Origin of the sequence: Lutispora sp., from assembly GCF_041687175.1 — a bacterium.
GTDB lineage: Bacteria > Bacillota > Clostridia > Lutisporales > Lutisporaceae > Lutispora.
The window spans coordinates 1-19,872 of the sequence record NZ_JAWLCK010000015.1; the positions used below are offsets into that span (position 1 = coordinate 1).

The window sequence follows — 19,872 nt, forward strand, 5'->3', positions numbered from 1 at the left end:
AAGCAACTTTTCTTTTTTCTTTGATACCAACTGCAATGACTAATGCATTAAGCAAGCTTAAAGGAGCAACCAAGGAATCTACGAAGGATTCCATGTTGCTCTTAGCAGTAAGAGTATAATCAGCATATGATACTAAAGGAGATATTAAGCTATCAGTAATAGCAAGAACTTTAGCACCTTGGGATTTAGCATAGTCTAGGGCTTCTATTGTCTTTGAAGAATACCTTGGGAAACCAATACCAACTACCAAATCATCTTTATTGACTCTAAAAAGTATATCAAAGGTATCTGAAACTGATCGGCTTGTTACATACACATTACTTCTAATTAAATTTAGATAAAAAGCTAAGAAGTCAGCTAATGTTGTGGAGCTTCTCATAGCAACTATATAAATATTCTTGGCATCTGCAATAGCTTTTACAGCTTCTTCAAACACTTTAAAATCTATACTCTCCATAGTCATTCTCAAGTTGTCTATATCCGCTTTTAGAACTTTTTTTACTGTATTCTCTTCATTTGAATAGTCTGCTGACATTTCAATTCTTTGAACAGTAGTTAATCTAGTCCTGATCATCTCTTGCAATTCTCTTTGCATATGAGGATAGCCTTCAAAATCTAATACATTTGCAAATCTAACTACAGTAGATTCACTTACACCAACCATTTCACCTAATTTGGCAGCGGTCATAAAAGCAGCTTTATCATAGTTTTCCATAATGTATTGAGCAATCATTTTTTGACCTTTACTCAGCCTATGAAAGCTCATCTGAATCTTTTTTATTAAATCCTGATTTTCATTCATTATATGACCCCATTACTTACTTGTATTTTCCCTAGTCCATTCTTTTATAATTCATAGGAAAGTATAAATTTCCTAGTGTTAATTTGTTCAAATGAATTTATTAAACAATTCTTAATGACCCTATCTATTTAACTGCATTTTCTCCAAGGGAATAGCCTATTTCTAATGCTTTTTTATTTAATTCTTCTGTGCCCTTTGGTACACGATTTAATACTGCTTCCTCTAAAATTTCCTTAGAAACTACTTTAGAAATAGCAGCAACAACACCTAAGGCTACAATATTAGTTACCATAGGTTTTCCTAATACGTTATGAGCAGTATCAATTATTGGCAATGAATATACTTTTATGTTTGTATTTTTGGTGTCAATAGATTCATCAACGATCATTATGCCATTCTCTTTTACGCCTTTGCTATACTGGTCAAAAGATTTTTGCGTTAAAGATAAAAAAATATCACAGTCTCTTACTTTGGGAAAATCGATTTTTTCAGTGGATATTATTACTTCAGCTTTACTAGCACCGCCTCTAGCTTCCGGACCATAGGATTGGGTTTGAACAGCATTTTTACCTTCCATGATTGCTGCTTCTGCTAGTATTATACCTCCAGTAATAAGTCCTTGTCCTCCTGAACCGCTTAATCTGATTTCATGCCTATCCATTACTTTATCACTCCTTATTAAACCTATCGATAATCTTTTGATATTCGCTAGTATATTCTGGTTCTGGGCTATTCTTAAATTCGCCTATTAGGAATTTACCTTCCAATGATTCTGGAGTCATTTTTGAAGCTGCTGAAATATTAACAGCATGATCCTTTTGCCATTCTAACATTTCTACTGCAGAACCTTTTTTGTTTTTTCTGCCATAGTAAGTAGGACATACACTTAGAGCTTCAATCAATGAAAAACCTTCATTTTTTATTCCGTTTTCTATAAGTGATATTAAAAGCTGTGTGTGGTATGCTGTAGATCTTCCTACATATGTTGCACCGGCAGCAGCAGCTAAAGCTGGAATATCAAAAGCTTTATCAATGTTTCCATATGGAGCTGTAGTACCTTTATCAAATTTAGGAGTAGTAGGAGAATACTGACCGCCTGTCATACCGTAAATGTTATTATTAAATACAATAGCAGTTATATCAATATTTCTTCTACAAGCGTGGATTAAATGATTGCCACCTATAGCAGTAGCATCTCCATCACCTGTAATAACAATAACTTTCATTTCTGGATTTGCCATTTTTATTCCAGTTGCAAAAGCTAAAGCTCTTCCGTGGGTTGTATGAAGTGTATCAAAGTCCATATATCCTGGAGCTCTTGAGGAACATCCTATACCTGATACTATACAAATTTTATCTCTTTCTAAACCCAATTTGTCAATTGCAGCTGTAATAGCTCTTGTTATGATACCGTGGCCACATCCTGGACACCAAATCTGTGGTAACTTGTTGGTTCTAAAATATTCATTAACTAAAGCACTTGGCATTTAGAGCACCTCCTCTATTTTTGCAATAATTTCTTCTGGATATATTGCTTCTCCGTTAACCTTATTAACCTTCTTTAGCTCAGCCTTATCTTTTATTATTCTTTCTACTTCTAAAGCCATTTGGCCTAAGTTCATTTCAGCAACAACAAAAGTCTTTACTTTATTTGCCAACTCTAATAGTCTCTTTTCAGGGAATGGCCATACTGTAATAGGTCTGAATGTTCCCACTTTAACTCCCTTTTCTCTAAGCTGTTTCATAGCAGTATCAGGAGCTCTGGAAACACCGCCTATAGATACAATTATTATATCAGCATCATCAGTGTTTTCTTCCTCCCACTGAACAATGTCATCTTTGTGCATTTCAATTTTATCCATTAGCCTTCTATAAAGCTTATCTGCTACTGCAGGATTATTAGTAGGAAAACCTGTCTCGTCATGAGCAAGACCAGTTACATGGAATCGGTAGCCATCTCCATAATAAGCCATAGGAGGTACTAAATCTTCATCAGCCTTGTAAGGCAAGTATTCATCTTTGCCTACAGCAGGTTTTTTCCTATTTATTATTTCGATTTCTGAGGCATCAGGGAGTTCAACTCTTTCTCTCATATGTCCGATTACTTCATCCATCAAAAGTATTACTGGTACTCTATATTTTTCTGAAAGATTAAATGCTCTAACAGTTAGATCAAATGTTTCTCTTACTGAAGAAGGAGTCAATGCAATTATTGGGTGATCTCCATGAGTACCCCAACGAGCCTGCATAATATCACCCTGTGCAGGTGATGTAGGCAAACCTGTGCTTGGACCACTTCTTTGTACGTTAACGATTACACATGGAACTTCTGCCAGTGCTGCATAACCAATATTTTCTTGTTTTAGTGAAAAACCAGGACCGCTAGTAGCAGTCATGCTTTTTGAACCTGCTAATGAGGCTCCTACTATAGCAGCCATACTCGCAATTTCGTCTTCCATTTGAATAAATCTTCCACCAACGCGAGGTAATTTTTCAGCAGATATTTCTGCTACTTCTGTAGAAGGAGTAATTGGATAACCAGCAAAGAACTTCATTCCTGCTGCAATAGCACCTTCTACACATGCTTCATTACCTTGCATCAATCTAGCCTTAGATTTCATTTTACTTCCCCCTCACATATATAGCATAATCAGGGCATCTTAGTTCGCATAGCCCGCATTGTATGCATTTTTCGATATCGATAATTTTAACTTTTTCATTTTCCACTTTTAATACATTTTTGGGACAAAACTTAACACAGATACCGCATCCTTTGCACCAATTTTCATTAACAACTAGCTTATCAGTTACGGTTTCGTTGTTATTCATATATTTCTCCTCCTTCAAAATAAAATGCAACTTTAGTTTCATTTTTTATTTATAATTTTAAAAAATGCAATTTTGCCTTCATTTTTAGTATATAATATTATCTTAATTATTGCAATAATGAAACCAGCTTTTTAAAAAAAATAATACAGAAAGCCTCCTCTAGATTTATTTATCTTTGAGAAAGCTTTCTGTATTATTTCATATCTATTTTTTAGGTAAATTCCAGGTAACTTCCTTCATTTTATTTAAAAGGCTTTCACTTGTTAAGTCTATTTTTATTGGAGTTATAGAAATATAATTATCTTTTATAGCCTTAATATCTGTATCTTCATCGGTTTCTGTTTCATCAAGTTCTCCGGCTAACCAATAATAGTTTTTACCTCGAGGGTCTATTCTTTCAATAAAACTATTTTTATACTTTCTGACCCCAAGCCTTGTTATTCTAATACCTTTAATATCTTCATAAGGGATGTATGGAATATTCACATTCATTACAGTATCTTTATCAATTCCGAATTCATAAAGACTTTTACAAATATCAGCAGCAAGCATAGCAGGAAGTTCAAAATCGCATTCTTCATCACAGCATAAAGAAAACGCAATGGAGGGTTTACCATATATAGCTCCTTCGATTGCTGCTGATACAGTTCCAGAATATAAAACATCAGTGCCCATATTTGGTCCTCTATTAATTCCAGACACTACCAAATCTATTTGTCCTTTTGCTAATACTTCCAATGCAAATTTTACACAATCAGATGGTGTTCCATTTATACTCCAAGCTTCTATGCCTGAATCATAGAAATCAACTTTATTACTTCTTAGTGGCTTATGCATGGTTATAGAGTGGCCACTGGCACTTCTTTCTGATTCAGGTGAAACCACCAATATTTTACCTAATTTGCATAATGCTTTTGCAAGTTTATATATGCCTGATGAGTTTATTCCATCATCATTGGATACCAATATTCTCAACATAACGCCTCCTAATGTTTAAAAAATTAATATTCTCCATACAATATATTATCCAAATATGAATTGCAGGTGAAAAAATGGTACAGATTGACGACGCAGGAAGTGGCAGTTTAATCGGTGGTACTTGTATCGCCGCACTTCGTTGTGAAACAGGAGAATATTACTATGAGATAATACCACCAATATTATATAATAAAAAGAATTTCAAAAATAAATCATACTTATATTATACTACACAAATAATAAAAAATGCTCTAGCAGATTTAAACGTTGATAAACATGAGGGTATAGAAATTTGTCAGGGGTACATGTTTGAAGATGCAAGAAAATACTTAAAAAGCTTAAACTATAAATTTAAATGTACAAAAATTCTTGATCCACTGCAGTCTTTAATAGAGAAGACCTTTGAAGAATATTCAATTAGTTTAGGGTTGCCCAGAGATTTTATCATATATACAAAATATCCTTTCCATCTTAAAAGGTTGTTGAAATGGGTCTATGCAGATTACGATAATAGAGTAAAATACTGCAAAACAGGATGGAAAAGTTGGGATAAGTATAGCTCACTTCCTACAGAAGTTTATTATGATAAAGTTTATAATAACAATTATATATGCCTAAAATGTGGGGAAAAAATTAAGTATAACTCAAGAGTAAAGGTTATCAAAGTTTGCTGTGGAGATAATATTAGCATATATCTTCATAATAAATGTTAAGCCCCTGCTAACAGGGGCTTAACAATGCTACACCGGATAAGTCATATCCTTGTTATTCAAAAGATTGTCGTCTATTTTGTATTTTTCAGCTTTTCTTAGACTGAAAAACTTTAAAGCTACTTGAGGGAACAAAGCATAGGTAAGAACATCTTCTTCTTGCTCATAATATTCCTTTATCTCTTCCTTATAATTTTCCAACTGCTGAGGTAGTAGATCTGCCGGTCTTACAGTTATTACTTCTTCATCTCCTATAATTTTGTTTTTAATTTCTTCTGAAATTGGGACAACAGGTTTACCGTATTGGCCTTTTACATAGGCTTTTATTTCTGATGGTATCATCTTATATCTTTCTCCAAGTACTACATTAAATACTGCTTGCGTTCCAACAATTTGACTTGTAGGTGTAACTAAAGGAGGATAACCTAAATCCTCTCTTACTCTTGGTATTTCCTTTAAAACTTCTTCAAATTTGTCGGTGGCATTTTGTACTGCCAGCTGTGATAACAGATTGCTCATCATGCCGCCGGGAATCTGATAAGATAATACCCTTGTATCTACATTAAATACATTAGTATTTAGAACACCTTGTTCAATGTACTTTTCTCTTATGGTTTTAAAGTGCTCAGCTACTTCATTCAGGAGATTTAAGTTTAAACCAGTATCATATTCTGTATCTTTCAATGCTGCTACTATAGGTTCTGTTGCTGGCTGAGATGTGCCTAAACCAAATGGTGATATAGCAGTATCAACTATATCAACTCCTGCCTCAATAGCCTTTAAATATGCCATAGAAGCCATACCGCTTGTATAGTGGCTATGTAACTGTATAGGAATATTGATGCTTTTCTTTAACTCTTTCACCAAATTATATGCCATATATGGCGTAATTAAGCCTGACATATCTTTAATGCACAGAGAATCAGCACCCATGTCCTGAATTCTCTTTGCCAGTGATACATATAATTCTATATTATGAACCGGACTTATTGTATATACAATTGTGCCTTGCGCATGGCCACCATATTTTTTAGTTGTCTCAATGGCTTTTTCAATATTTCTTAGATCGTTTAAAGCATCAAATATTCTAATTATGTCTATTCCGTTTCCCAAAGAACGCTTAATAAATTCAACTAATACATCGTCAGGATAATTTTTATAGCCTAATATATTCTGTCCCCTTAACAACATCTGAAGCTTAGTTTTTTTCAGTTTGGATTTTATAATCCTCAATCTATCCCAAGGATCCTCATTTAAAAACCTTAAACAAGAGTCAAAGGTCGCTCCACCCCACATTTCTAATGAGTGATACCCAACCTCATCCATCTTTTCCAAAATAGGCAGCATTTCATCTGTCCTCATTCGGGTAGCTATAAGAGACTGATGTCCGTCTCTAAGCGCTGTTTCAGTTATTTTGATTTTAGCCATAGAAAAACTTCCCCCTATATCGTTTAATTAATAAATATTATTGATTTAAAATAAAAACTTTTCAAGCTAAATATTTTAATTATTCAAATTTAACAACAATTTTTAAAATATCCTTCCAAAGAAACAGCATATACTTGTTTTAAATCTTTTTTTAAAATGTTCTTTATAAAATTCGGCAAATCTTTATCAGACCATATACTAAATCCCAGACTCTTAAAGAAAGCATCACATTTACCAAAGCTTAGTGCAATTTTAGCTCCGTTGCGCTCATAAAAATTCATTATTGTCTTAGCTATTGCTGTGCCTATTTTATTTCTCCTGTTTTTTTCATCAACAAGTATGTTATCAATGATACAATAATCTCTTACAGCGAAAGCCATTCCACATCCTAACAATACATCATTATCATAATATACAAAATAATCTTTATCAGTATATATATCCTCAACATTAAGCCCCATAGATGATAATAATTGGACTATATCATTAATATCTTTAGCTATTGCCTTTCTAACGCTTATCAATATTAAGACCCCCTTAGCATGTTAAAACCTTTTTAATATTTTTTTGATATGATACAAAATACTTGTTGATTCAATGTTTTCTTTATATATTAAATCGGTTTTTCCTACAAAGAAGTCACCTATATAGATTTCCAACTCTCCTGCTTTACTATTTTCGATTATAGGTGCTTTTACTTTATCATAAGATTTTTCTTTAATAGTTATTTCCTCGTTTTTATCCCCTGCTACTCTTATTGGGGCATATAAATTTTCTTTAGGATATATCTTTGTTTTTTCCTTTTTGCCTTTAATAACTGAAATTTCTTTAAAAGGTTCATTTTTATTTATGGCTTGAACCTTTTTATAATTATTGAACCCAAATTCTAATAACCTTGAAGAGGCATTCCACATGTCTCCACAGTTAAGTACTACAGAAACCAATTTCCAATCGTTGCGGGTTGCAGAGGCTACAAGGCATCTGCCAGCTTTTTTAGTATAGCCTGTTTTTACGCCGTCACCGCCATCAAATTGCCAGAGCATTTTATTCTTATTTGTCAAAACCCGATTCCAATTTTCTCCTTCGGGCCCAGGTATTGTTTTCTTCTTAGTACTTACTATTTCTGCAAACTTCTCGTTTCTTAAGGCATAACATGCAATAAGCCCTAAATCATAAGCAGTAGTGTAATGGTTATCATCAGGCAAGCCATGAGGATTAGTAAAATTTGTGTTATTAGCTCCAATAGACCTTGCCTTATCATTCATTAATTCTGCAAACTTTTCCACGCTTCCGCATAAGTGTTCAGCAACTGCAACAGAAGCATCGTTTCCTGAACGAAGCATAATGGCATATAGTAGATCTTCAAGCTTTATCTTTTCCCCTTCTTTTAAGTATACAGAAGAACCTTCCTGTATTGAAGCATTTCTGCTTATTTTTACAATTTCATCTAACCTTCCGCTTTCTATGGCTAAGATGACCGTCATAATTTTAGTTGTACTAGCCATAGGCAGTTTCTGTGAACTATTATGACTGTATAATACTCTACCTGTTTCTACATCCATTAGTACTGAAGCCTTAGCTTCTATATCTGCTGCATTGGCAATTGATATATTCATAAATACAAAGATTATCAGCAAAATAAATATGTTGTTTTTTTTAAGTATCATTTAATCACTCCATCACCTTTTTAGATTTATTATTGACAGAATGATGCATATAATACTTTTAATACAGGTGTTAAACTTTAACTCTTTATTATTTTACATCCAAATTCTTTTGCAATTTTTTCAGCTTCTTTTATATCGTCATCTCCCCATATCGACCATCCACCCTTTAGATTACCGTTTACATAGATTTCTACCTTGTCATTTTTTAAAATCATAACATTTCCTACTCGTCTTTTCATTTGGATCACTTGGTGCTTAATTGCTTCTTCTAAATCTACATCGAATACCTTAAGAGCTATAAATAAACAAGACAGGGCATCTTCCAACTCTCTTTTTGCTCTATCTGTATCACCTTTCAATAAAGCTTTTAAAGATTCAGCTACTTCTTCATTTAAATGGCTCATTATTTCTTTTGGATCATCTGTTGTATATTTTCTATTCTCCCAAATTAAATCTACTGCACTCTTTAAATCCATACTTTCCTCCTTACGAAAATCATGGCATATTATGGGATACATGCAAGAATAATTATAACACAAAAAAGAGAGGATTATAACTCCTCCCTGTTTTTATTAATGTATTATTTTAATGTGTCATCTTTACATTTACGCTTTTCGATTTTATCAATAAATCTCGGGATCATATCAATCACACGATCTAGTGGATTATTAAAACTTGCCGGTATCATTCTAAGCTGTCCCTGGTTTATTGATAGAAATCCAACAGGGTTCACTGAGACACCTGCACCACTTCCTCCAGCAAAAGATTTTGAAGTATCTTCATTATTGCCTATAACATCTCCTCCACCAGAAATAAATGCAAATCCAACTTTCGATATAGGAATAATAATTGTTCCATCAGAAGTCTCAACCGGATCTCCAATAACTGTATTTACATCGATCATTTCCTTAATATTTTCCATAGTTGTTTTCATAAGGCCTTCTATAGGCTGTTCCATCTATCTCACTTCCTCTTGAAGTTTTTATAAACATTTTTAATGCACTAATAATATGTCCTATCTTAATGCCAATTATGCAATTGAATTCCAAATTAAAAACTTCTTTATTAAAAAAGGGCTTTAAAATGATATCTTTTACTTGCAGGCTCATATGTGACTGCATATAGATAATTATATTAGTTATCAATATATAAAAGAGTCCGTAGCATATAGCTGTTATATATGCATCGTTAAGACCGTACTCAATTTTTATTGATAAGTCTTTTGTATATGTTTTTTTGATTATATAATCTGCTGATTCTTTATGAAGCTTATATTTATTAATGAAATTAACCAGCATATCAAAAAACTCACCAATAGTTTTAGGTCTTTTGAAGTTAAATTTATATTTTATTTTCCTTCTTCTTTTATTTCCCAGTTTGAATTTTATAATATAACTGTCCATTTTATTAATAAAATCTAATACAGGCATTTCAATACTATAATTTATAATTCCATAAAAGGTAGATAGCTGAACAATAATGATATCATTATTGTTCAGCTTCTTATATGTAATACTTAATCTGAGATGAGCATGATAAATAGCAAAAGACATAACAAAAAGAGCAATTGTTATCCATATAAAAAACAAAACTATTCCTCCAGTAATTATTACTTCTTGAAATATTTTGCCAAAAAATAAAAGAATAATACACTTTTGCGTACCATTCTTTATTCAAAATCTTTTAACGGAGGCAGTTCACTGATATTTTTAAGCCCAAACAACCTTAAAAAAGTATCTGTAGTTCCATATAAGATGGGTCTACCCGGGCCTTCCATTCTTCCAACCTCTTTGATCATATCCTTCTCTAATAATCTTGTGATACAGGCATCACTTTTCACACCTCGAACTGAATCTATTGCAGATTTTGTTATAGGCTGTTTATATGCAATAATCGAAAGTGTTTCTAAAGAAGCTTGAGACAAGCCTGTTTTTGCCTTTGGTTTCAACAACTTTTCAACATATTCATAAAGCTCTGGCTTAGAGCATAATTGATAACTACCGTTTATTTCAATTATTTTAATACCCCTGATACTATCATTATAATCATCTATTAACTGATTGATAATTTTTCTTAATGTATTTTGATCTACTTCTAATACAATAGAAAGCTCTTTTAATGAAACAGGATCACCTGTAACAAATAAAAGACATTCTATGACTGCTTTTATTTTTCTTATGTCCATTGCCTATCTTCTCCTAACAATAATTTTGTCAAAATTACTAGATTGTTCTACATAAATCTTTCTTCTTTTTATTAGCTCTAATACAGCAAGAAAAGTTAGGATAGCTTCTAATTTATTAATGCAATCCAATATTAAATCATCAAAATACAAAACTCTTGCAGAAGATAAAATTTTTAATATTTGAGTTATTTTATCTTCTACAGTGATATTATCTCGATATATCTTTCCAAAACCTCTATTATTAAATGACTCTCTTTTTTTCATTAACATTTGAAACTTTTCTAACAAGATTTCTATAGACAGCTTGTCAGGTAAGGTAAAGGAGTCGATTATTTCATCAGCCAGATTAGAATCTTTACACAAGGCTTTCTCATTAATACTAAGCTTTTCTTTAAGCACAAAAGAGAGTTCCTTAAAGGCTTTGTATTCAAGAAGTTTTTTAACCAATTCTTCTCTAGGATCCGAATCTTCAATTTCATCATTTTTAGGTGCTTTAGGGAGAAGCATCTTGGATTTAATCTCTAAAAGAGTGGCTGCCATAACTAAGAATTCACTTGCTAAATCTATATCAAGACTCTGCATCATTTTTAGATAGTTAATATATTGATCTGTAATATCTGCTATAGGTATATCATATATATCTACTTTTGCTTTTTCTATTAAATGAAAAAGCAGTTCAAAAGGGCCTTCAAATACCTCTAATTTTATATTTATCGACATATTTATTACCACCAGAATTAAATTTTATACTGAATTAAATCTTTTCAAAAGAAAACTCCTACCATATAAGATATTACTCTTTCTGCAGCTATAAATAAAGGATTTAATATATAATTAATTGCATTAGTAAAAATCAATAGCAATAACAATATATGAGAATACTGCTCATATTGGTACATATTATATTCTAGCCTGGCAGGTAGTAATCCTGCAAGGATTTTAGAACCATCTAAAGGTGGAAGAGGTATTAAGTTGAAAACGCCTAACCCAATGTTTATAAAATAGATATTGATAATTATATTATACACTACTCTATTCATAAAGCCATATCTGCTATATAATAACACATAAATCAGTAATGAAATAAAAGCAATTATAAAATTCATAACAGGGCCTGCCAAAGAAACTAATAACATACCTTTCTTTCTATTCTTAAAATTTGAAGGATTGACAGGGACGGGTTTCGCCCAACCAAAACGAAATATGATCAGCATGATAATACCCAAAGGGTCAATATGAGACATGGGATCCAGAGTTAACCTACCTCTAGCTTTTGCTGTGTCATCCCCCAATAAATTTGCTACATAGGCATGGGCAAATTCATGAAATGAAAAGCCAATAAACACTGCAGGTAATCTATATAGCAAGCCCATAATATCAATTCCCGGCAAATGGTATCATCCTTTCGAGTTTTAATCCATAAATGATTTATACTGGGTATTATAACATAATAAAGGCTTCCATTGGAAGACTTTATTAACAGTTCTAACGAATCCAAGAACTGATAGAGTCAAGACCTAATCAAAAAAAGTAATGTCAGGTACATTACTGACATTACTTTTTGGATCTAGTTAATAAACTAATCTCCTAACCAATATCTTATAGCCTTATAAATATTATTAAAAAAACTTGCTTTAGAAACATCTTCTTGTGATACGATGGGTATGCTTTGTATAGTTTCACCATTCTTAATGACTACTATTTCACCAAGCTTATCACCTTTAGATAAAGGAGCTGATATTTTTTCTGGTATAAGAACTTGCTTCTCAATTTGCTTCTCCTCACCTTTTTTAATCAAAACATTTACATCATTTTCAATAATAGCGTTTACTGTGTTCTTGTTTCCCTTCAATACTTCTATTGTCTTTATAACATCACCTTTTTTTCCTACAGCATATGTAGAATAGTTTGCGAAGCCATAATCCAACAGTTTTCTTGCATCATTATTTCTAGACCCTGTACTCGGGGCTCCCATAATGACGCTTATAAATCTAAGGTTATTTCTTTTAGCTGTCGCAGAAATACAATACATCGCATTTTCTGTAAATCCAGTTTTTATTCCATCAACATCATCGTAAAATCTAACCATCTTATTCTTATTTGCTAATTCCCTAACCACATTGTTTTTCTTCCCTACAGTAACCTTAGTCATGTATATAGATATATAATCAAAAATCTTCTCATATTTTAGTAGCTCTCTTGACATGACTGCAATATCATGGGCGGATGTTATATGACCTTCTTCATGAAGACCATGAGGATTTTTGAACTGGGTGTCTGCCATACCTAATTCTTTTGCTTTATCATTCATCATCCTTACAAATTCTTCTTCGCTTCCTGCAATATGTTCAGCCATTGCTACACTAGCATCATTAGCAGATTCAACAGCAATTCCTATCAATAAATCATTTACTGTTCTTATTTCTCCCTCTTCTAATAAAAGACAAGTCCCAGTCATTTTGCTGGCATTTCTACTTATTGTTACTTTATCTTCTAAATTTATTCTGCCATTCTCTAATGCTTCCATTGTAAGAAGCATAGTCATAATTTTAGTAACACTTGCAGGCTCTAATTTGTCATGGGAGTTCATTTCATAAATTATTTCGCCGGTAGAGGCTTCCATAAGCAATGCAGATTTACAATTAAGGGACACTTCATTATCGCTATTAACCAAGATAGGCATATTAAGCAATATAATAGCCGTAATAATGATGAATATCAAAAAACTCCTGCTCTTCTTAATCATAACAATCCTCCTATAGTTGTTTTAATCTTATATTTCCCTATAGGAGGATTGTTATTCGCATCCTTCTTAGTTGTTATATGATAAATGACTATTGTATTATTTTATGTATATATGGTGAAGACGTTTTCTTAGCTTCCCCTATTTCAAAAGAACTTTTTGCAACTTTATATGCTTCATCCCACTTACTCATGTTTGTATGAAGTATACAAATGGTCTCACCTTTCGCAACTTTTTGCCCTACTTTTTTAATAAGAGTAATGCCTGCCGCATGATCTATAGGATCGTTTTTCTTCCTTCTACCTGCTCCAAGAAGCATTGCTGCAACACCTATATTTTCTGCGTTTATTGAGTAAACATATCCTTCTTCCTCTGATTTTATTTCTATATGATTCTTTGCTTGAGGTAGCAAGTCAGGATTGTCTATGATGTTTGGATCTCCCCCCTGTATGGAGACTAGCCTTCTAAAGTATTCAACTGCTTCACCTGATTTTATGACTTCTTCCAGATATGAATAGGCCTTTTCAAAGGTATTAAATGCTCCACCTAATATTGTCATATAAGAGGCTATTGTCAATGCAACATATGTTTCATCTTCTGCACCATTGCCTTTTAATACATCTATAGCTTCTTTAACCTCATTTGCATTTCCAACTTCATGACCTAAAGGTTGATTCATATCAGAAACAATTGCTATAGTTTTTTTGTTTAATGCTCTACCGATATCTACCATTGTTTCAGCTAATTCTATTGCTTCAGTCATGTTTTTCATAAAAGCACCTGAACCTACTTTTACGTCTAATACTATAGAATCTGCTCCAGAAGCAATTTTTTTGCTCATAATAGAGCTAGCTATCAAAGGTATACTATCTACTGTAGCAGTTACATCTCTTAAAGAATACAATTTTTTGTCTGCAGGAGTAATATTGTCTGTCTGCCCTGCAATAGCCATTTTATATTTATTTACATTATTAAAAAAGGTTTCAGTACTTAAGTCGGTTCTAAATCCAGATATTGATTCAAGTTTATCTATTGTACCACCTGTATGTCCTAACCCTCTGCCTGATATTTTAGCTACGGGAATTCCAGCAGATGCGACTAAAGGTATAACAATCAAGCTTATTTTATCGCCTACTCCGCCTGTAGAATGCTTATCCACCTTTACGCCATTAATAGATGACAAGTCCAATACTTCCCCTGAATTAACCATAGCCATAGTTAATTGTGCTGTTTCTTTTTTGCTTAAGCCTTTGAAATAAATAGCCATAAGCAAAGCAGAAGCTTGATAGTCTGGAATGCTATTATCCATTATTCCATTAATAAAAAAATTTATTTCTTCCTCTGATAGTTCAAATCCATTTCTTTTTCTTAGTATAACATCATAGGCTCTCATGTATATTCACCTCTTTGATGAATTCCTTTACAAGACTAACAAATTTGGGTTTTGCCATTTCTGCTACTCTTACTACTTCTTCATGGCTAAGAGGAACCAAAGCATCAGGTATAGCCATATCTGTTATACAAGAAAGTCCTAATATTTTAATGCCACAATGTCTTGCTACTATAGCCTCTGGTACTGTAGACATGCCTACTGCGTCAGAACCAGCAACAATTAACATGTTCAACTCTGCCTTTGTTTCATAATTAGGTCCGCTAACTGCAGTATAAATGCCTTCATGTACTTTTATATTCAATCTGGATGCTATTTTTTTGCATAATTCAATTAGCTCATGATCATAGGTTTGAGACATATCAGGAAATCTAGGTCCAAACTCCGAAAGGTTAGCACCTATCAATGGATTATCTCCAATCAGGTTTATATGGTCTTTAATTATCATAATATCACCGGCTGAAAAAGCTTTGTTCAAGCCGCCACAAGCATTGCTTAAAATAAGCATACCAATACCCAGTTTTTTCATGACCCTGATGGGTAAAGTTACTTCTTTCATAGAATAACCTTCATAATAGTGGAAGCGGCCTTGCATTGCCAACACCTTTTTTCCTTCCATATCTCCGAAAATAAATCGTCCTGCATGTCCTTCTACAGTAGAAACAGGAAAATCCGGTACACTGTTATACTCTATTATTACTTTATTCTCAATATGATCAGCCAGCGTACCTAAGCCTGTACCCAGTACAACTCCAATTTGAGGTCTGCAGGGTAAAATATTATTAATGTACTCATAGGCATTATTTATTTTATCTATATAGCTCATGTTATAACCCCCTAAATCTCATTTATAATTGAAATAACCAATTTAATAAACTTATCCTTAACTTCATCAGCAGTCTTAATAACTTCTTCATGACTCAATGGTTTATCCAGCACACCAGCAGCCATGTTAGTTATACAGGATATTCCTGCTACTTCCATTCCTGCATGGTTTGCAGCAATTACTTCAGGAACTGTTGACATGCCAACAGCATCTGCTCCCATAATTCTTAACATTTTTATTTCAGCAGGTGTTTCATAAGCAGGACCTGTCATAGAAGCATATACCCCTTCTCTAATTGGTATATTCAGTTTATATGAGATGCTTTTAATTAAATCTCTTAATCTGCTTGAATATGCATTTGACATATCGGGAAATCTTGTTCCCATGCTGCTAAGATTAGGTCCAATTAGCGGATTCTTTCCCATAAAATTTATATGATCTTTTATCAGCATTAGTTCACCTGGTTTATAATCGGTATTTATACCTCCTGCAGCATTTGTAACAATTAGCTTTTCAATCCCAAGCAATCTCATAACCCATATAGGAAAAACTGTCTCCTTCATATCGTAACCTTCATAATAATGAAACCTTCCCTGCATTATTGCAACTTTTCGTCCACTGATTTCACCGAAAATAAATCTGCCTTTATGTCCTTCTATGGTTGATATAGGAAAGTTAGGTATATTTGCATAATCTATAATTTTTTGATTCTCTGCTCTATCACCTAATACTCCTAATCCTGAGCCTAATATGAGACCTATCTCAGGTTTTTCTACTATATTATTTTCAATATATATCTTTGCTTCTGATATTTTTTTATTCATTTCCATCATATTAATCACTCCTGTAGTATTAATGATTTAAATGATTCACCTTTTATTTCGCCTTTTATGCTAAGTAAATCCAATATTGTTGCACCTATGTCACAAAAACATTTTCTGGTCCCTATATTAACATTGTTTTTTATACTTCTACCGTATACTAGAATAGGTATGTACTCTCTGGAATGATCTGTGCTTGGTGTTGCAGGGTCACAACCATGATCTGCAGTTATTATTAAAACATCGTCTTCATTCATAGAATTAATTAAATCTGGCAGCTTTCTGTCAAACTCCATAATAGCATTACCATACCCAATAATATCATTCCTATGACCATATAACATATCAAAGTCAACCAAATTAGTAAAAATCAAACCTTTGTTATTTCTTTTAATAAAATTGATAGTATTATCTATGCCATCTAAGTTATTTTTAGTATGAACAGACATAGTGATACCCTGGGAAGCAAAAATATCTTCTATTTTACCAACTGCAATTACATCCATGCCTGCTTCTTTTATATAATCCAACATAGTTTTTCCAATAGGTTTGAGAGAAAAATCTTTTCTATTATCCGTGCGTTTATATTTTCCATGTTTACCTAGAAAAGGTCTTGCAATTATTCTCCCAACTCCATATGGCCCCTTCATTATATCTCTTACTATGCTGCATATTTCATAAAGTTTATCGACACTAATAATATCCTCATGGGCAGCTATTTGTAAAACACTATCTGCAGATGTATATATTATAGGCATTCCGGTTTTAACATGCAAATTCCCTAGTCTGTTTATTATTTCTGTACCTGAAGCTACTTCATTGCCTATAGTTTTTACACCAATAGCTTCTTCGATTGTTACTATAAGTTCATTGGGAAAAGCATTCGGGAATGTTGGAAAGGGTTTTGTTAACTTTAGACCGGCAATTTCCCAATGTCCTGTAGTTGTGTCCTTTCCATAGGAAGCCTCTGAAGCCCTGCCAAAAGCTCCTATGGGATTGTTACACTTTTTGATATAGTTGCTGACTCCATCAATATTTCCTATGCCCAATTTTATTAAGTTTTCTATGTGAAAGTTGTCATGATTTTTTGCTATGCTGCCTAGAGTATCACTGCCTTCATCACCATATTTATATGAATCAGGTAAATACCCAATACCTACGCTATCCAATACTATTAATATTATTCTATTTATCACATAGATTCCTCCTAGCTCCACTAAAAATTAAAGGGCTTTAAGCCCTTGGATGAGTCCTGTTATAAACTTCTCTTATTCTAATATTATTTATTTTGCTATATATTTGAGTGGTGGATATATCTGAATGCCCTAACATCTCCTGCAAAGATTGTAGGTCTGCACCGTTTTCTATTAAATGTACAGCAAAAGAATGTCTTAATGTATGTGGTGTAATAGATTTATTTATATTTGCCTTTTCGGTATAGTGCTTTACTATTTTCCAGAAACCTTGTCTTGTCATCCTCCCGCCGTGTAGATTAAGGAAAAGAGCCTTTTCCCCATCTTTAGGATTTAACTTATCACGATAATCACTCAAGAAAAGCTTTATGTATTTTAAACAATATGTACCTACTGGAATAGTTCTGTTCTTACCGTTACTATTTTTACAAATCAATAGTCCATTGTCCAAATCTATATCTTCAATATTTAAAGAAATTAACTCGGTAACCCTTATACCCGTAGCATATAAGAGTTCTAGCATTGCTTTGTCCCTAACACCTTTGACATCTGAAGGTTCAGGTTGTTCCAGCAGTTTTTCCACTTCCCGCTTAGTCAGTACCGAAGGTAACTTTTTTTCCACCTTAGGGGACTCCAGTTCTAACGTAGGATTATTATCAATATACCTATTAGTAACTAAAAAATTAAAAAAACATCGTAAAGAAGCCAGATGTCTTGATATAGTAGCAGTAGTTTTCCCTTCTTTTTGTAAAAGTATAAGGTAAGATATTAATACAGTCTTTGTAACAGTATCAATCGTATATTTATGATTTTTTAAAAATGCACAAAACATTTTAACATCTCTAATATATGATTCTAATGTATTCTGGCTTAGTTTTCTTTCATTATGTAAATAATCAGAAAAGGTATCTAAATATGTCATGGCGTTATCCCCTTTTTTAATCATCTTTTTACATATTCAACATAAAGCAAAAAAATCCTCCATAGTATGAAAAAATTACTATAATATATGAAAATACCGCTATATTATAAAAGGCAAAATACCTTTTATAAAGATTGGGGTTATATATGATTCAACTAAACTAGCAAGCATGATCATTGCAGCACCTAACATGAATGAAAACAGGTAATTGATAAAACTTTGCCTCTTGTTTTCATATCTCTTTTCTTTTCTATTTTTTAATATATATAAACTATATTGGATTGAAACAACACATAAAAAGATAGTACCTGGAATCGATATTATACTATGAGGAAGCAATGAAACTATTGAGAATATCAATCCCTTTCTGCCGAAGCTTTCTACTAAAAATCCAACTGAGAATCCAAAGCAAAACCCTTTAAAGATTATGTAGAGGGGTGAAAAAACTACTCCTGCATATGTAAGGCCAAGTATCAATAATAATACCAAAGATAAAACATTATTAATAAATGAAGCCTTTAATATGCTTAAATTATCTAATTCATTAACTGGTATAAGGCTGAAAAAGCCATAAATATATCTGCTCAGCAAATCTCTGGTTTCTATGGTTAGATTATTTACCCAATAGGCACCAAAGCTTATTCCTATAGAGAATATGATAACAAAGCCTAAATAAAATAAACCATTTTCTCTTATATGCTTAATAATCAAATAATTCAATTTGCCGAACAAATCTATCATCCCCCTCAGACATTTGTCCACATTTCACTAAAATATATGCCTGAGTCACTGATAATATTCTCTATAGTTTAAAGGTAGATAATAAGGCAACAATAGTCTTTGCATCTGTTATTGTGCCATTTTTTATCATTTCAAAAGCTTCACCTGGTTTGAATCTACATATATTAATAAATTCATCATCGTCCTTTATTCGCTCACTTTTAACAAGTTCTTCAGCTTTAAAAATATATATCTTCTCATCTGCAAATCCAGGAGAGGTATAAATCTTCGTTATATAAGTAAGCTTATTTGATGTATAACCAATTTCCTCCTGGAGTTCTCTTAATGCACATTGGGAAGGATCTTCACCATGCTCAATCTTTCCTGCTGGAATCTCCAATAATTCATTATCTATAGCTTTTCTGAATTGCTTTACAAAATATATATATCCTAAATTATCGATAGGCAGAATTGCAACTGCTCCAGGATGTCTTACTATCTCTCTGTCAGCAGTTTTATTATTGGGTAATAGTACAGTCTCAATATCTAATTTTACTACTTTACCACTATAAATATTTATGTTCTTAATAGTTTTTTCCCAAATGTCCATATCATCATCTCCATTATGAATTATTTCGATTTAACCACATATAATATT

General features: G+C 32.6%; 24 protein-coding genes. 1 reads left to right on the plus strand and 23 read right to left on the minus strand.

Annotated features, from left to right (window positions below):
- From ACESM9_RS04120 to surE, 6 genes are all read right to left on the minus strand, one after another.
- Positions 1-802: MurR/RpiR family transcriptional regulator (locus tag ACESM9_RS04120; RefSeq protein ID WP_372995567.1), on the minus strand; the 802-nt coding region annotated here is incomplete at its 3' end.
- 124 nt (positions 803-926) lie between these two features.
- Positions 927-1,463 (minus strand): 2-oxoacid:acceptor oxidoreductase family protein, encoded by a 537-nt coding sequence (locus ACESM9_RS04125; protein ID WP_372995569.1) that lies wholly within the window; start codon positions 1,461-1,463, stop codon positions 927-929.
- A 7-nt stretch (positions 1,464-1,470) separates the two neighbouring features.
- Entirely contained in the window at positions 1,471-2,289 is an 819-nt protein-coding gene (locus ACESM9_RS04130; protein ID WP_372995571.1) for a 2-oxoacid:ferredoxin oxidoreductase subunit beta, read from the minus strand.
- A complete protein-coding gene (locus ACESM9_RS04135; protein WP_372995573.1) occupies positions 2,290-3,423 on the minus strand; it encodes a 2-oxoacid:acceptor oxidoreductase subunit alpha in 1,134 nt (377 codons plus the stop codon).
- Between the two features lies 1 nt (position 3,424).
- Positions 3,425-3,631, minus strand: a complete 207-nt coding sequence (locus ACESM9_RS04140; protein WP_372995575.1) for a ferredoxin family protein — start codon at positions 3,629-3,631, stop codon at positions 3,425-3,427.
- Between the two features lie 204 nt (positions 3,632-3,835).
- Positions 3,836-4,606, minus strand: coding sequence for a 5'/3'-nucleotidase SurE (gene surE, locus ACESM9_RS04145; RefSeq protein WP_372995577.1), 771 nt, complete (start codon positions 4,604-4,606; stop codon positions 3,836-3,838).
- A gap of 77 nt (positions 4,607-4,683) precedes the next feature.
- On the opposite strand from surE, the gene ACESM9_RS04150 reads away from it, so the two are divergent.
- On the plus strand, positions 4,684-5,322 hold the full coding sequence (locus ACESM9_RS04150) for a hypothetical protein (RefSeq protein ID WP_372995579.1): 639 nt from the start codon (positions 4,684-4,686) through the stop codon (positions 5,320-5,322).
- Positions 5,323-5,349: 27 nt separating this feature from the next.
- Here the strand turns inward: ACESM9_RS04150 and ACESM9_RS04155 are convergent, their stop codons facing one another.
- The 17 genes from ACESM9_RS04155 to ACESM9_RS04235 form a co-directional block, all read right to left on the minus strand.
- Positions 5,350-6,747 carry an oxaloacetate decarboxylase subunit alpha gene (locus tag ACESM9_RS04155; RefSeq protein WP_372995581.1) on the minus strand — a complete coding sequence of 466 codons (1,398 nt, stop codon included), beginning with the start codon at positions 6,745-6,747 and terminating at the stop codon, positions 5,350-5,352.
- A gap of 89 nt (positions 6,748-6,836) precedes the next feature.
- A complete protein-coding gene (locus ACESM9_RS04160; protein WP_372995583.1) occupies positions 6,837-7,271 on the minus strand; it encodes a GNAT family N-acetyltransferase in 435 nt (144 codons plus the stop codon).
- Between the two features lie 21 nt (positions 7,272-7,292).
- Positions 7,293-8,414 (minus strand): D-alanyl-D-alanine carboxypeptidase family protein, encoded by a 1,122-nt coding sequence (locus tag ACESM9_RS04165; RefSeq protein ID WP_372995585.1) that lies wholly within the window; start codon positions 8,412-8,414, stop codon positions 7,293-7,295.
- A gap of 77 nt (positions 8,415-8,491) precedes the next feature.
- Positions 8,492-8,890, minus strand: coding sequence for a hypothetical protein (locus ACESM9_RS04170; protein WP_372995587.1), 399 nt, complete (start codon positions 8,888-8,890; stop codon positions 8,492-8,494).
- A gap of 104 nt (positions 8,891-8,994) precedes the next feature.
- Positions 8,995-9,348 carry a GerW family sporulation protein gene (ytfJ, locus tag ACESM9_RS04175; RefSeq protein ID WP_372995589.1) on the minus strand — a complete coding sequence of 118 codons (354 nt, stop codon included), beginning with the start codon at positions 9,346-9,348 and terminating at the stop codon, positions 8,995-8,997.
- Positions 9,323-10,003, minus strand: coding sequence for a DUF2953 domain-containing protein (locus tag ACESM9_RS04180; protein ID WP_372995591.1), 681 nt, complete (start codon positions 10,001-10,003; stop codon positions 9,323-9,325). Before ACESM9_RS04180 ends, ytfJ begins: the two co-directional genes overlap by 26 nt.
- An 80-nt stretch (positions 10,004-10,083) precedes the next feature.
- Positions 10,084-10,599, minus strand: coding sequence for an SMC-Scp complex subunit ScpB (scpB, locus tag ACESM9_RS04185; RefSeq protein ID WP_372995593.1), 516 nt, complete (start codon positions 10,597-10,599; stop codon positions 10,084-10,086).
- Positions 10,600-10,602: 3 nt separating this feature from the next.
- Positions 10,603-11,319, minus strand: a complete 717-nt coding sequence (locus ACESM9_RS04190) for a segregation and condensation protein A (protein WP_372995595.1) — start codon at positions 11,317-11,319, stop codon at positions 10,603-10,605.
- Between the two features lie 44 nt (positions 11,320-11,363).
- On the minus strand, positions 11,364-11,990 hold the full coding sequence (locus ACESM9_RS04195; RefSeq protein ID WP_372995597.1) for a site-2 protease family protein: 627 nt from the start codon (positions 11,988-11,990) through the stop codon (positions 11,364-11,366).
- Between the two features lie 188 nt (positions 11,991-12,178).
- On the minus strand, positions 12,179-13,345 hold the full coding sequence (locus ACESM9_RS04200; RefSeq protein WP_372995599.1) for a D-alanyl-D-alanine carboxypeptidase family protein: 1,167 nt from the start codon (positions 13,343-13,345) through the stop codon (positions 12,179-12,181).
- A gap of 88 nt (positions 13,346-13,433) precedes the next feature.
- Positions 13,434-14,735, minus strand: a complete 1,302-nt coding sequence (locus ACESM9_RS04205; RefSeq protein ID WP_372995601.1) for a pyrimidine-nucleoside phosphorylase — start codon at positions 14,733-14,735, stop codon at positions 13,434-13,436.
- Positions 14,722-15,558 (minus strand): purine-nucleoside phosphorylase, encoded by an 837-nt coding sequence (locus ACESM9_RS04210; protein WP_372995603.1) that lies wholly within the window; start codon positions 15,556-15,558, stop codon positions 14,722-14,724. The genes ACESM9_RS04205 and ACESM9_RS04210 overlap by 14 nt, the downstream gene beginning before the upstream one ends.
- An 11-nt stretch (positions 15,559-15,569) precedes the next feature.
- Positions 15,570-16,382, minus strand: a complete 813-nt coding sequence (locus tag ACESM9_RS04215) for a purine-nucleoside phosphorylase (RefSeq protein ID WP_372995651.1) — start codon at positions 16,380-16,382, stop codon at positions 15,570-15,572.
- Between the two features lie 14 nt (positions 16,383-16,396).
- A complete protein-coding gene (locus ACESM9_RS04220) occupies positions 16,397-17,572 on the minus strand; it encodes a phosphopentomutase (protein ID WP_372995653.1) in 1,176 nt (391 codons plus the stop codon).
- A gap of 40 nt (positions 17,573-17,612) precedes the next feature.
- On the minus strand, positions 17,613-18,494 hold the full coding sequence (xerD, locus tag ACESM9_RS04225; protein ID WP_372995605.1) for a site-specific tyrosine recombinase XerD: 882 nt from the start codon (positions 18,492-18,494) through the stop codon (positions 17,613-17,615).
- Between the two features lie 99 nt (positions 18,495-18,593).
- On the minus strand, positions 18,594-19,226 hold the full coding sequence (gene spoIIM, locus ACESM9_RS04230; RefSeq protein ID WP_372995607.1) for a stage II sporulation protein M: 633 nt from the start codon (positions 19,224-19,226) through the stop codon (positions 18,594-18,596).
- A 70-nt stretch (positions 19,227-19,296) separates the two neighbouring features.
- Complete coding sequence (locus ACESM9_RS04235; RefSeq protein WP_372995609.1) at positions 19,297-19,824, minus strand: NUDIX hydrolase; 528 nt, start codon at positions 19,822-19,824, stop codon at positions 19,297-19,299.
- Positions 19,825-19,872: the final 48 nt, after the last annotated feature.

Coding starts and splice junctions, on each gene's coding strand:
- ACESM9_RS04125 (WP_372995569.1), bottom strand. CDS start 1,463: ATGGATAGGCATGAAATCAGATTAAGCGGTTCAGGAGGACAAGGACTT.
- ACESM9_RS04130 (WP_372995571.1), bottom strand. CDS start 2,289: ATGCCAAGTGCTTTAGTTAATGAATATTTTAGAACCAACAAGTTACCA.
- ACESM9_RS04135 (WP_372995573.1), bottom strand. CDS start 3,423: ATGAAATCTAAGGCTAGATTGATGCAAGGTAATGAAGCATGTGTAGAA.
- ACESM9_RS04140 (WP_372995575.1), bottom strand. CDS start 3,631: ATGAATAACAACGAAACCGTAACTGATAAGCTAGTTGTTAATGAAAAT.
- ACESM9_RS04150 (WP_372995579.1), top strand. CDS start 4,684: ATGGTACAGATTGACGACGCAGGAAGTGGCAGTTTAATCGGTGGTACT.
- ACESM9_RS04155 (WP_372995581.1), bottom strand. CDS start 6,747: ATGGCTAAAATCAAAATAACTGAAACAGCGCTTAGAGACGGACATCAG.
- ACESM9_RS04165 (WP_372995585.1), bottom strand. CDS start 8,414: ATGATACTTAAAAAAAACAACATATTTATTTTGCTGATAATCTTTGTA.
- ACESM9_RS04170 (WP_372995587.1), bottom strand. CDS start 8,890: ATGGATTTAAAGAGTGCAGTAGATTTAATTTGGGAGAATAGAAAATAT.
- ytfJ (WP_372995589.1), bottom strand. CDS start 9,348: ATGAAAACAACTATGGAAAATATTAAGGAAATGATCGATGTAAATACA.
- scpB (WP_372995593.1), bottom strand. CDS start 10,599: ATGGACATAAGAAAAATAAAAGCAGTCATAGAATGTCTTTTATTTGTT.
- ACESM9_RS04190 (WP_372995595.1), bottom strand. CDS start 11,319: ATGTCGATAAATATAAAATTAGAGGTATTTGAAGGCCCTTTTGAACTG.
- ACESM9_RS04200 (WP_372995599.1), bottom strand. CDS start 13,345: ATGATTAAGAAGAGCAGGAGTTTTTTGATATTCATCATTATTACGGCT.
- ACESM9_RS04205 (WP_372995601.1), bottom strand. CDS start 14,735: ATGAGAGCCTATGATGTTATACTAAGAAAAAGAAATGGATTTGAACTA.
- ACESM9_RS04210 (WP_372995603.1), bottom strand. CDS start 15,558: ATGAGCTATATAGATAAAATAAATAATGCCTATGAGTACATTAATAAT.
- ACESM9_RS04215 (WP_372995651.1), bottom strand. CDS start 16,382: ATGAATAAAAAAATATCAGAAGCAAAGATATATATTGAAAATAATATA.
- xerD (WP_372995605.1), bottom strand. CDS start 18,494: ATGACATATTTAGATACCTTTTCTGATTATTTACATAATGAAAGAAAA.
- ACESM9_RS04235 (WP_372995609.1), bottom strand. CDS start 19,824: ATGGACATTTGGGAAAAAACTATTAAGAACATAAATATTTATAGTGGT.